This window comes from Kineosporia sp. NBRC 101731 (assembly GCF_030269305.1).
In the GTDB taxonomy this organism is placed as follows: domain Bacteria; phylum Actinomycetota; class Actinomycetes; order Actinomycetales; family Kineosporiaceae; genus Kineosporia.
Map to the genome: position 1 here is coordinate 354,435 of NZ_BSTC01000003.1, position 12,343 is coordinate 366,777.

Here is a 12,343-nt window from a genome sequence, read left to right on the forward strand (position 1 = left end):
TCGTCAGAGCTGGTGGCCCAGCTTGAAACCCTGATCGGTGTCGCCGTCGCGCGTGTACGAGAACCCGTCGGCCCCCACCGTCACGGCCATCTCGCTGGTGTCGGTGCGGGTGGTCAGGGGCACCGGGTTCCCGTCCAGGTCGAGCACGGGGGAGGCCTCGGTGTACCAACGGGGGACTACCGGGTTGCCCCACCAGTCCCGGCGCTGGTTGTCGTGGACGTCCCAGGTCACCAGCGGATTGTCCGGGTCACCGGTCCAGTAGTCCTGGGTGTAGATCTCCACCCGGTGACCGTCCGGGTCGAGGAGGTAGAGGTAGAACGCGTTCGACACCCCGTGCCGGCCCGGGCCCCGCTCGATGCGGTCGGAGATCCGCAGCGCACCCATCGTGTCGCAGATGGCGATGATGTTGTGCTTCTCATGGGTGGCGAACGCCAGATGGTGCAGTCGCGGCCCGTCGCCGCCGGTCATCGCGGTGTCGTGAACGGTCGGTTTGCGCCGCATCCAGGCCGCGTACACCGTCCCGTCCGCGTCCTCGATGTCTTCGGTGACGCGGAACCCGAGATCCTCCAGATGCGCCGCGGCCCGCGGGACGTCCGGCGTCACCTGGTTGAAGTGGTCCAGGCGCACCAGGGCCCCCGGGGTGTGCAGGTGGTAGCTCCAGGACAGGCGCTCCACGTGCTCGACCTCGTAGAAGTACTCGATCGGGAACCCCAGCGGGTCCTGCACCCGCACCGCGTCCCCGATGCCGTCGACGAAACCCGTTGACCTCCGCTCGACCCGGCAGCCGAGCTCGGTGTAGAAGGCCACCGCGCGATCGAGGTCGCCCAGGGAGCGCACCCGGTAGGCCAGGGCCGCCACCGCCGCGACCGGCCCCGGCCGCAGCACCAGGTTGTGGTGGATGAACTCGTCGAACGTCCTCAGGTAGATCGCGTCCGCGCTCTCCCGCGTCACGACCAGCCCGAGCAGATCCACGTAGAACGCCCGCGAGGCCGCCAGATCGGTGACCACGAGATCCAGATAGGCACAACGGACGATGTCGGGTGCCGGCGCGGTCGGGGTGGGGATGCGGTCGGTCATCGGTGATCCGTCCTCCGGGAGTCGCCCTGGCCGAAACGCGGCGAAGGGGTGTCGTGCAGGGCGATGTGCACGGCCTGCTGATCGGTGTAGAAGTCGATGGAGCGGTACCCGCCCTCGTGGCCCAGCCCGGACGCCTTCACCCCGCCGAACGGGGTGCGCAGGTCGCGGACGTTATTGGAGTTCAGCCACACCATGCCCACCTCGAGGCTCTGGGCGAAGGCGTGCGCGCGTTTCAGGTCGTTGGTCCAGACGTACGCGGCCAGGCCGTACGTCACGCCGTTGGCCAGCGCGAGCGCCTCCTCCTCGCTGTCGAACGGGGTGATCGCCACGACCGGCCCGAAGATCTCCTCCTGGAAGATCCTGGCCTCCGGCTTCACGTCGGCGAAAACCGTTGGATTGATGTAATTCCCGTCCGGAAGGCTCTCCGGCCGATCGCCCCCGGCCACCAGCCGGGCCTCACCCCGGCCGACCTCGACGTATCCGAAGACCTTCTCGCCATGCTCCGGATGCACCAGCGCACCCACCTCGGTCGCCGGGTCGTGCGGATCACCCACGATCACGCGGCGCGCCCGCCCGGCGAACCGCTCCACGAAATCGTCGTAGACCGCGCGCTCCACCAGCACCCGGCTACCGGCGGTACAGCGCTCGCCGTTCAGTGAGAACACCCCGAAGACCGTGGCGTCGAGGGCCGCGTCGAGATCGGCGTCGGCGAACACCACGGCCGGTGACTTGCCACCCAGCTCCATCGAGAGGCCCTTGAGATACGGGGCGGCGTTGGCGAAAATGAGCTTCCCGGTGCGGCTCTCCCCGGTGAAGGAGATCAGCGGCACGTCCGGGTGCTTCACCAGCGCGTCCCCGGCGGTCTCCCCGAACCCGTTGACCAGGTTGAACACCCCGTCGGGAATGCCCGCCTCCCGGAAGATCTCCGCCCACAGCGAAGCCGACAGCGGGGTGAACTCGGCCGGTTTGAGCACCACGGTGTTGCCGGTGGCCAGGGCCGGTGCGAGTTTCCACGACTCCAGCATGAACGGGGTGTTCCACGGCGTGATCAGGCCGGCGACCCCCTTGGGCTTGCGGTTGACGTAGCTCACCTGACGTCCGGGCACCTTGTAGGTGTCATCGCGCTGGGCCACGACGAGATCGGCGAAGAACCGGAAGTTCTCGGCCGCCCGCCGGGCCTGCCCGAGGGCCTGGGTGATCGGCAGGCCGGTGTCCCAGGTCTCCAGTTCGGCCAGGCGCCGGTCCTGGCCCTCGATCAGATCGGCGACCCGGTGCAGCACGCGCGAACGCGCCCGGGCCGTCATCGTCGGCCACGGCCCTCCGAACGCGCGCCGGGCGGCATCGACGGCTAGGTCGACGTCGGCCTTCTGCCCGGAGGCGGCCCGGATGTACGAGGCGTTGGTGGCCGGATTGATGACGTCGAAGGTCTCACCGCCGACGCTGTCGGTGAAGACCCCGTCGATGAAGTGCCGGAGCTGGTCGGGCAAGTTGTCGGGCAAGTTGTCGGGCAAGGGATCTCCTGGGATGGGGGGACTGGCTCGTCACTCCCTTTTTTCGTGATCATGCAAAACCTCCCCGGGGAGGTTTTGCATGATCACGAACGAGGTGGGGAGTCTTGGGTGCGGGAGGCGCGGTATTGCTCGAGCCAGGCGGCGTTCGGGGGGAACAGACCCTCGACCGGGTGTCCCTCGGCGATCCGGGCCGCGACCCAGGCGTCCTGGGCCTCCTGTTCCACGGCCGCCCGGGCCACCTCGTCCAGAAGGTGCCCCGGGACGACCACGACGCCGTCGTCGTCCCCGATCACCACGTCGCCGGGTACGACCGCAGCCCCTCCGCAGGTGACGGCGACGTCGATCTCCCAGGGCACGTGCCGGCGCCCGAGCACCGAGGGGTGCGAGCCCGCCGCGAACGTGGGCAGGCCGATCCCGGCGACCGCGGCGCTGTCGCGGACGGCCCCGTCGGTGACGATCCCGGCGGCTGCGAGGGTCTGGGCCCGCAGCGCGAGGATGTCACCCACCGTACCGGCGGTGGCCTCTCCGCGGGCCTCGATCACCAGCACCTCGCCCGGTTTGAGCGAGTCGAAAGCTCTTTTCTGGGCGTTGTACCCACCACCGCTCTCCTGGAACAGATCGGGCCGGTGGGCGATGAACCGCAGGGTGCGGGCCGGGCCGATCATCCGGGTACCGGGCACGAGCGGGTGCACCCCGTCGATGCTGGCGTGCGGATACCCGCGCCCGCGCAACTGCGAACTCAGGGTGGCCACGGCCACCCCGCCCAGAAGCGTCCGCAATTCCTCGGTGAGCATCGGTTCCGGCGGGGTGCCCCAGGCCTGCGCGCGCTGCCGGTCGTCCACCGACGGCCCGGCCCCGTATCCGGCGAACGGCACCGTGCCCTCGACCACGTGCGTCACCAGGCGACCGCTGGAAGGTCCACCGGGCACGTCCACCTCGACCTCGACCGTTTCGCCGGGCACCGCGACGGACGACCCGGCGGGGGTGCCGGTGAGGATCACGTCACCGGGCTCCAGCGTGATCAGCTGGGACAGGTCGGCGACGAGAAGGCCGAAGGGAAAGAGGAGTTCGGCCGTGGTGTCGTTCTGGACGAGTTGGCCGTCGACCCACGTCCGGACCCGTAGGGCCGCCGGGTCGATGTCCTGGGCCGGGATGACGCCGGGCCCGAGCGGGGTGAATCCGTCACCGCCCTTGTTGCGCAGGTTCGACCCCGCATCGACGGTGCGCAGATCGTAGACGCCCCAGTCGTTCGCGGCCGTGACCCCGGATACCGCGGCCCAGCCCTGCTCCGGGGTGACCCGGCGGGCGGATCGGCCGATGACGAGCGCGATCTCGCCCTCGTAGGCGAGCAGTTCGGTGCCGGCCGGGCGCTCGATCACGTCGCCGCTCGCCGCCAGCGAGGTGGTGGGTTTGAGGAAGTACGACGGGTGCGCGGGTCGGCGGCCGCGTTGCGCGACCCGTGACGGATAGTTCAGATGGACGGCGAGGATCTTGCCCGGACGGGGCAGCCCGTCTACTCGAAGCGGCACGTGATCGCCCCCAGGTCGGCGTAGTCGGCGTGGATCGTGTCGCCCCGCTCGACCCACAGAGGTCGGGTGAACGATCCCGACAGCACGACCTCGCCTGCTGCGAGGGAAGTTCCGTGCTGGTGGAGCTTGTTGGCGAGCCACGCCACCCCGGTCGCCGGATGATCGAGGACGCCCGCGGAGACACCGGTCTCCTCGACGGTCTGGTTGCGGTACAGCAGGGCGGCGACCCAGCGCAGGTCGACGGTGTCGACGGCGACGGGCCGGCCACCCAGCACGACGGCTCCCAGGGCGGCGTTGTCGCTTATCGTGTCGACGATCGTGCGGCCCTCGAGGGCGATGTGCGAGTTCAGGATCTCCAGGGCGGGCACCACGTAGCGGGTCGCGTCGAGCACGTCGAACAGCGTGCAACCCGGTCCGGTCAGGGGTCCGGCGAGCACGAAGGCCAGCTCCACCTCGATGCGCACGTTCGAGTAGTCCGAGAACGGGACGGTGGCGCCGTTCTCCAGCACCTGGTCGTCGAAGATGACGCCGTAGTCGGGTTCGGTGATGCCGGTCGCCGCCTGCATGGCCGCCGACGTCAGGCCGATCTTGTGACCGACCACGCGATGCCCCTGCTCGGTGCGGCGCCGGGCCCAGAGGGCCTGCACCGCATAGGCGTCCGCGATCTCCATCCCGGGATGGCGGGCCGTCAGCAGGGGAACGGTGGTGCGGTCGCGGCCGGCCTGCACGAGTTCGTCGGCGATCGCCTCGATGTCCTGGGCGTCGAGCAAGCGGAACTCCTTGGATCAGAGGAAGATACCGGCGAAGAAGCGGCGCAGTTCGTCATGGGCGGTCAGGGGCAGTACGTGCGCCACGTACTGGTCGGGGCGCACCACGACCACCGCACCGTCGCGACTGATCTCCCGCTCGGCGAAGATGTCGTGCTCGGGGCCGGTGGCGTGGACCTTCTCCCAGTCCGTCAGTCCGAACGGTCCGCCCCGCGGCCGGAACATCGCGGGCACGCGGGTCAGGTCGACCTCGCCGAAGGGCTGCTGGTAAATGACTTTGAGGTCGAAGGAGGCCCCGTGGCGGAGGGGTTCCGGCGAGCCCACCTCGCCGTGCGAACCGGCGAAGACGTAGATGCGCCATCGTCCGTCGGCCCGCGCGTGGTGCCCGAGATGGACCGGGGTGGTGTCGCTGACCCGGTGCACCCACGCCGATCGGAAGCGCTTGCCGATCGGGAAGCCGGGTGCCAGGGCTTGGTACACCGGCTGTGCGATCAGCATCGACGGTTCGTACCGGGTCATGAAACCGGCCGGGAACTCGAAGGTCCGCACGTAGAAGTCCTCCAGGTACGTGGGACCGGGAAGGTGCTGCGCCGGGGTGGCCATGAGCGCCGACCACTCCCGGTCGAAGGTGATGAGGTCTTGCGCCACTACCTGACGCTCGGCCGAATAGGTCGCCAGCAGGCTCTCCCGGGCCCGGCGATCCAGCACGTGCCCGAGCTTCCAGGCGATGTTCCAGCCGTCCTGGATCGAGACGTTCATGCCCTGGCCGGCCTTGGCGCTGTGCGTGTGACAGGCGTCCCCGGCGATGAAGACCCGCGGTTCCCTTCCACTTTCGTACACGTCGTCGAACCGGTCGGTGAGCCGGTGCCCGACCTCGTACACGCTCCACCAGGGCACGTCGCGCACGTCGAGGGAGTACGGGTGCAGGATCCGGCCGGCCCGGGCGACGATGGTCTCCAGCGAGGTCGAACGGACGTCGTGGTCGCCGTTCTCGGGCACCTCACCGAGGTCGACGTAGAACCGGGTGAGGTAACCGCCCTCGCGGGGGATCAGCAGGATGTTGCCGCCGTCGTGCGACTGGATCGCGCACTTGGTGCGGAAGTCGGGGAAGTCGGTCTCGGCCAGCACATCCATGACGCCCCACGCGTGCAGGGCGTCCTGGCCTACCAGCCGGCGCCCGATCGCCGCACGCACCTGGCTGCGGGCGCCGTCGCAGCCGAGGACGTACTTGGCCCGGATGCGGCGCCGCTCACCCCGCCGCGGACCGGTCCGGTGGAGAACGTCCACGCACACCGGGTAATCGGCGGCGTCGGTCACCTCGAGCCCGAGGAACTCCACGCCGTAGTCGGGTGCGGCCCGGCCGGGGGAGTTCGCGGCGAACTCGGCGAAGTAGTCGAGAACCCTGGCCTGATTCAGGATCAGGTGCGGGAACTCGCTGATGCCCGAGGGGTCGTCGGGCACCAGACCGGTGCGGACGATGTGGGCCGGATCCTGCGGGCCGGGGCGCCAGAAGGCCATCGAGTAGATGCGGTACGCCTCTTCGATCAGGCGTTGTGCGAAGCCGAACGCCTGGAACGACTCGATGCTGCGAGCCTGTAACCCGTCGGCCTGCCCGATCTCCAGTCGACCCGGCCGGCGTTCGATGAGACGCGTGCTCACCTGGGGGAACTGGGAGAGCTGGGCGAAGGCCGCCATCCCGGCCGGCCCGGCTCCCACGATCAGCGCGTCGACCTCCTCGGGCAGTTCGACGGGCCGGGCCGGTTCCGCGGCGGGCTGCACGCGGGGGTCACCCGACACATAGCCACGGTCATGGAACTGCACCAGAACCCCCTGCCGTCATTGGCATGTTCTATAATCGAACACATAGACCGATTATCGGGTTGATGCGGGAACGGTATGTTTCGCGCGGACGTGGCGCAAGGGTTATGGGGAGTTCTGGTGACGGACGGCAGTGCGGCAGTCCCGCTGCAGACGCTCTCGCGGGGCATCACGGCGCTCGAGGTGCTGGCCGGGGCCGACACCGCACTGTCCATCGGCGAACTGGCCGCCCGGCTCGGGCTGCACCGCTCGATCGTCTACCGGATCGTGCGCACCCTCGAAGGTCACGGCCTGGTGAGTCGCGACCCGGCCGGTGACCTGAAACTCGGCGCCGGGCTGGCCACCCTGGCCCGTAACGTCTCGCGCGACCTGCAGACGGCGGCGCTGCCCGAGCTCACCACCCTGGCCCACGACCTGGGCATGACCGCCTTCCTCGTCGTCCTTGACCATCACGAGGCGGTGACCCTGGTCAGCGTGGAGCCGCGGGCCGCGTTCGCGGCCGTCGCCCAGCGGCCCGGCACGCGTCATTCCCTCGACCAGGGCGCCCCGGGGCGTGCGGTGCGCCGGCTGGTGACGCGGGAACCGGGCGAGTCGTCCTACGAGACCAGCCACGGCGAGGTGATCCCGGGGCTTTCCTGCGTCGCTGTTCCCCTCGAGGTCCCGGGCCAGCCGCCGGCCGCCCTGGCCGTCGTCTACCTGGGGGGCGCCGACGTGGATGTGGAAGCGATCGGCGATCGTCTCGCCCAGTCTGCTCACCGGACTCGCGCCGGGGGCTTCTGAGCGAGGCCTGGGTGCAGCCGGGCACTCTGACCGCTCGGCGCCACGCCGGAGCCGGCCGGGGCCCGGACCCCGGCCGCGCAGCAGCGGTGACGCAAATGGCTTGCACCCACTTCCCGGGACTTTCGTAAAACCGACGCTCGCCGACGTCCACAATGCGGCCTCCCCGGACACAAGTGCCGCTGGGCGCCCGAAACCACCCCTCCGGGCCGCCGATCACCCGGCGGGGCACGAAAGGCCGAGCGTCTGATTGCTCAATTTCTTTCACCGCAAGACTTCTTGTGACCGATTCGCGCCGATCTGTACGGTCGGCCTACCGGTGACTGCGGACCGCGCCTCCGCTCCCCTGAAGTCCCGAAGTGAAGGAAGTTCAGCCATGAAGAGAACGAATCGACTTCTTACGGCCGCAGTTTCAGCCGCGCTCCTGCTCACTGCGGGAGTGGCGACCGTGGCCGCGACGGCCGCGGAGGGAAAGTCGGTGAGCGCCTCGGGGCTCTCGCCGATCGGTGTCCCGGGCCGCGGGGCGAGCGTTCCGTTCAAGGAGATCGAGGCGGAGGACGCGGCGACGAACGGCACGGTCATCGGTCCCGATCGCGTCTACGGTCAGTTGCCCTCGGAGGCCTCGGGCCGCCGGGCGGTCACGCTCGACGCGGTGGGGGAGTACGTCGACTTCACCCTGCCCGCGGCCGCGAACTCGATGGTGTTGCGGTACAGCCTGCCCGACAACGCCGCCGGCACCGGCCGGGACGCCACCGTCGCGATCGAGAGCGGCGGCCAGAAGCTCACCGACCTGGCTGTGACTTCGCGCTACGGCTGGTATTACGGCGGATACCCGTTCAGTAACTCACCGGGCAGCAATCCGCACCACTTCTACGACGAGGCCCGCACGAAGTTCTCCACCACGCTGGCGGCAGGCACCACTGTGCGGGTACGTGTCACCTCGGTCAGCGCGTCACCGACGTTCACCATCGATCTGGCCGACTTCGAGCAGGTGGGCGCGGCGGGCACGGCCCCGGCCGGTTCGCTGAACGTGGCCACGGCCTACGGCGCCGACCCGACCGGTGCCGCCGACGCCACCAGCGCCATCCAGCAGGCGGTGAATGACGGTGCTTCGCAGGGCAAGACGGTGTGGATCCCGGAGGGCCGGTTCAAGGTCACCGGGCACATCGTGGTGAACAACGTGACGGTGACCGGGGCCGGTCCCTGGTACAGCGTGCTGACGGGTGCCGGGGTCGGGTTGTACGGGAAGTACGTCGCCGACGGCGGGCCGAGCACGGGCGTCACGCTGAAGAACTTCGCCATCCTCGGCGAGGTCAAGGAGCGTAACGACAACGACCAGGTGAACGCGATCGGCGGGGCCATGAGCAACTCCACCGTCGACAACGTCTGGATGCAGCACAACAAGGTCGGGGCCTGGATGGACGGCCCGATGACGAACTTCGTGATCAAGAACAGCCGCATCCTCGACCAGACCGCCGACGGCGTGAACTTCCACCAAGGCGTGACCAGCTCGTCCGTGCAGAACACGTTCGTACGCAACACCGGCGACGACGGCCTGGCGATGTGGGCCGAGACGAACGACAACCAGAACAACGACTTCACCAGCAATACGGTCGTGGCGCCGATCCTGGCCAACAACATCGCGATCTACGGCGGTGAGAACATCTCGGTGACGAAGAACGTGGTCTCCGACACCGTCACGAACGGCGGCGGTATCCACGTCGGCAACCGGTACCCGGGCGTGCAGGGTGCCACCGCCGTGCAGGGCACGTTCGACATCGGCGAGAACACCCTGATCCGCGCCGGGAACTCGGACTACAACTGGAACTTCGGGGTCGGGGCGGTCTGGTTCAACGGCTTGAACGAGCCGATCAACGCCACGATCAACGTCCACGACACCGACATCCTCGACTCCTCCTACGAGGCGATCCAGTTCATCGAGGGCAGCACTTCCGGCGTGCACTTCACCGATGTGAAGATCGACGGCGCCGGAACGTTCGCCCTGCAGATCCAGAGTCCGGGGTCGGCGTCGTTCAAGAACGTCACCGCCACCGGGATCGGCGCTCCGAACCCGGTGTACAGCTGCACCGGAGCCAATTTCACCGTCACCGACCAGGGTGGCAACGGGAACTGGCTGACCAGCACGCCGTTCTGCGGCCCGTGGCCCACTCCGGTGTACGGGGGCGGCGGCAGCACCCCGACACCCACCACGCCCACCCCGAGCGCGACGCCGACCACGCCAACCCCGACCCTGACCACACCGCCTCCGGCCAACAGCAACCTGGCGGCCGGGAAGAGCATCACCGCCAGCAGCTACACGGACGTCTACCCGGCCCCGAACGCGGTGGACAGCAATGCGTCCACCTACTGGGAGAGCGCGAACAACGCCTGGCCGCAGACCCTGACCGTCGACCTGGGCGCGACCGTCCAGGTCTCCCGGCTGGTGCTGAAACTGCCCCCGCCCACCGCCTGGGGCACCCGCACCCAGACGATCGCCGTGGCCGGGAGCACCAACGGCACCTCGTTCTCGAGCATCAAGGCCGCCACCGGTTACACGTTCAACCCGGCCGGCGGCAACACCGTGACCGTCCCCGTCACCGCCACCCAGACCCGATACCTGCGGCTGACGTTCACGGCGAACACCGCCTGGCCGGCCGGTCAGGTCTCGGAACTGGAGGTCTACAGCTCCTGACCGGCAAGCGGCAACAGGTCCGGCCGGGTGCCTCACCCGGCCGGACCGGTCGGGTCCAGCCTCTCCAGGGACAAGAACGTAGCCGTCAACGGCGAACGTGGAGACCGTTCTATCCACCGGCGCGGCGCGGGCCTCGTTCCGGGAAAGTTCAGCCGAGGTCGAAATCTGGTAGCACGATGGCTGAATGGGCCGGGTTGGGGCCGTCGTCGGGGAGTTCGGTCAGGCTCGTGAGCATCTGGTTGCGGCGGGCCAGGGTCTGCTCGGTGCGGGGATGCATGGTCGAACCGCCGGCCGTGACCAGGGCCTGGTTGGCGTCGACGTAGCCCCGGGTGTTCTGCTCGTAGGCCTTCAGGGCCGTGAGAGGGTCAGGGTTCGTGGCCAGTTCGCCGGCGAGCAGGTAGGCGCCGACCAGGGACAGGCTCGTGCCCTGCCCGGTGAGGAACGACGGGGCGTAGGCGGCGTCGCCGACCAGGGCCACGCGTCCGGACGACCAGTGAGGCATCCGGATCTGGCTGACGACGTCGAAGAACAGGTCGTCGGCCTGGCGCATGGCGGCGACCATCGCCGGCACCTGCCAGTCCTGGTGCGGGAACAGCGAGGCGACGAGGTCGCGCTGCGCCTGCGGATCGCGGAAGGCCTCGAACGGGGGATCGGGCCGGTAGAAGGAGAGGAAACCGTGCACCGTCTCCTGGGCGCCGATGGCGTAGAGGGCGGCGGTGCGGCCCGGGGCGTTCCACAGCACGGCCTCGTGAGACAGGCTCAGGTCGTTCGGCAGGGTGAAACCGGCGAAGCAGTGGCCCAGGTAGTGGTGGAACTGCTCCTCCGGGCCGAAGGCCAGCCCGCGGGTGAAGGAGTGCAGGCCGTCGGCCCCGACGACCAGGTCGAACGTGCGCTGGTCCCCGCTCCGGAACGTCACGTCCACGTGGTCGGGGTGCTGCTCCAGGGTGTCGATGCTGTCGTTGAACCGGAACTCGACGTGGTCGCGCACGGTGCCGTAGAGCACCTCGGTCAGGTCGCCGCGCCGTACCTCGAGGTCACCGGCCGTGCCGCCGCCACTCGTGGCGGTCGGGCTCAGGGCCGTGATGGGGCTGCCGTCCTGGTGCAGGAAGGTGATCCGGCGGGTGTCGACGTGGGCGTCCTGGAGAGCGGGGAGTACGCCCATCCGCCGCACGACCTCGACCGCCGTGCCGCGGATGTCGATCGGGTAGCCGCCGGCCCGTACGGCTGCAGCCTTCTCGACCACCGTCACCTCGAAGCCGTATCGGTGCAGCCAGTAGGCCAGGGCCGGTCCCGCGATGCTCGCCCCGGAAACCAGTACCCTGCGATTCGGCCTGGTGCTCATGATTGCCTCCTAGTGAATAGCTACCTTAGGTATCCATTTCTGGGATCGGTGAATCCGTGAGCCCGAGGAGTACCTGGGTCAAACATATACCTAAGTTAGGTATCTAACGAGAGCTGGGACGGAAGACGACGTGACCACTGACGACGGCGGACTCGACCTGATGGCCCTACTGCCGCGATTGGCGCAGGTCAGTGGCGTGCTGAATCGCGGTCGGCTGATCGAGCGGGCCATGGCCGCGTCGGGCATCACGGTTGACCGCCCCGCGATGGGCGTACTACTCACGCTGCACATGGCCGGTGAACCGCTGCGCGTGGGGGAGGTTGCCCACCGCATGCAGGTCGTCGGCCCCCATATCACCCGGCAGCTGAACGAGCTGGAACGGCGCGACCTGGCCCGGCGCGTACCCGACCCGGACGACCAGCGCGCCCGCCTGATCGAGCTCACCCCCGAGGGCTCGGCCGCCACCACCCGCTACATGGAGACGATCCTGGGCTGGCTGGCCGGCTCCCTCGACGACTGGACGCCCGAGGACCGCGCCACCTTCGGCCGCCTGCTCGAGCGCTTCGTCAACGACTTCACCGCCCGGATCGACGCCCTCGGCACGTGATGTCCGGACGGTTCAGAGGGGCCAGGTGGTGATCAGGTCGCTCGGCGTGAGGGTGGTCAGATCGGACAGGCTGGTGCCGGTTCGGCTGACGACAAAGTTGGTCATGGATGTCTCCGGCCTTCACTTCCGAAGGCTCCATCATGGACACCGCTATCGGCCTCGTCAGTGGGACTACCTGACGTGGGACTCCCAGATGTGGGACTTCACCAACAGGAACGATTTC

Annotated in this window: 9 protein-coding genes; 3 read left to right on the forward strand and 6 right to left on the reverse strand. The window is 68.9% G+C overall.

Annotation, left to right across the window (positions count from 1 at the left end; translation table 11 throughout):
- Positions 1–3: 3 nt before the first annotated feature.
- The 5 genes from hpaD to QSK05_RS11530 all read right to left on the reverse strand — a co-directional run bounded on the left by hpaD (position 4) and on the right by QSK05_RS11530 (position 6,705).
- Positions 4–1,077, reverse strand: a complete 1,074-nt coding sequence (gene hpaD / locus QSK05_RS11510; protein ID WP_285596943.1) for a 3,4-dihydroxyphenylacetate 2,3-dioxygenase — start codon at positions 1,075–1,077, stop codon at positions 4–6.
- Positions 1,074–2,588, reverse strand: a complete 1,515-nt coding sequence (gene hpaE, locus QSK05_RS11515) for a 5-carboxymethyl-2-hydroxymuconate semialdehyde dehydrogenase (protein ID WP_285596945.1) — start codon at positions 2,586–2,588, stop codon at positions 1,074–1,076. The genes hpaD and hpaE overlap by 4 nt, the downstream gene beginning before the upstream one ends.
- 83 nt (positions 2,589–2,671) lie before the next feature.
- Complete coding sequence (locus tag QSK05_RS11520; protein WP_285596947.1) at positions 2,672–4,117, reverse strand: fumarylacetoacetate hydrolase family protein; 1,446 nt, start codon at positions 4,115–4,117, stop codon at positions 2,672–2,674.
- Positions 4,102–4,887, reverse strand: a complete 786-nt coding sequence (locus QSK05_RS11525) for a 2-keto-4-pentenoate hydratase (protein ID WP_285596948.1) — start codon at positions 4,885–4,887, stop codon at positions 4,102–4,104. The genes QSK05_RS11520 and QSK05_RS11525 overlap by 16 nt, the downstream gene beginning before the upstream one ends.
- Before the next feature lie 15 nt (positions 4,888–4,902).
- On the reverse strand, positions 4,903–6,705 hold the full coding sequence (locus QSK05_RS11530) for an FAD-dependent monooxygenase (protein ID WP_285596949.1): 1,803 nt from the start codon (positions 6,703–6,705) through the stop codon (positions 4,903–4,905).
- Between the two features lie 117 nt (positions 6,706–6,822).
- Between QSK05_RS11530 and QSK05_RS11535 the strand changes: the two genes are divergently transcribed.
- Complete coding sequence (locus QSK05_RS11535) at positions 6,823–7,482, forward strand: IclR family transcriptional regulator (RefSeq protein WP_285596951.1); 660 nt, start codon at positions 6,823–6,825, stop codon at positions 7,480–7,482.
- A 373-nt stretch (positions 7,483–7,855) separates the two neighbouring features.
- Positions 7,856–10,171: a discoidin domain-containing protein gene (locus QSK05_RS11540; RefSeq protein ID WP_285596953.1), complete on the forward strand. Its 2,316-nt coding sequence runs from the start codon at positions 7,856–7,858 to the stop codon at positions 10,169–10,171.
- Between the two features lie 148 nt (positions 10,172–10,319).
- Here the strand turns inward: QSK05_RS11540 and QSK05_RS11545 are convergent, their stop codons facing one another.
- The gene (locus QSK05_RS11545) at positions 10,320–11,513 is read right to left on the reverse strand and encodes an FAD-dependent monooxygenase (RefSeq protein WP_285596955.1); all 1,194 of its coding nucleotides are present in this window, start codon (positions 11,511–11,513) and stop codon (positions 10,320–10,322) included.
- Between the two features lie 160 nt (positions 11,514–11,673).
- Here QSK05_RS11545 and QSK05_RS11550 point away from each other — a divergent pair, with 160 nt between their 5' ends.
- The gene (locus QSK05_RS11550) at positions 11,674–12,120 is read left to right on the forward strand and encodes a MarR family winged helix-turn-helix transcriptional regulator (RefSeq protein WP_352301032.1); all 447 of its coding nucleotides are present in this window, start codon (positions 11,674–11,676) and stop codon (positions 12,118–12,120) included.
- Positions 12,121–12,343 lie beyond the last annotated feature (223 nt).

Coding starts and splice junctions, on each gene's coding strand:
- hpaD (WP_285596943.1), bottom strand. CDS start 1,077: ATGACCGACCGCATCCCCACCCCGACCGCGCCGGCACCCGACATCGTC.
- QSK05_RS11540 (WP_285596953.1), top strand. CDS start 7,856: ATGAAGAGAACGAATCGACTTCTTACGGCCGCAGTTTCAGCCGCGCTC.
- QSK05_RS11545 (WP_285596955.1), bottom strand. CDS start 11,513: ATGAGCACCAGGCCGAATCGCAGGGTACTGGTTTCCGGGGCGAGCATC.
- QSK05_RS11550 (WP_352301032.1), top strand. CDS start 11,674: ATGGCCCTACTGCCGCGATTGGCGCAGGTCAGTGGCGTGCTGAATCGC.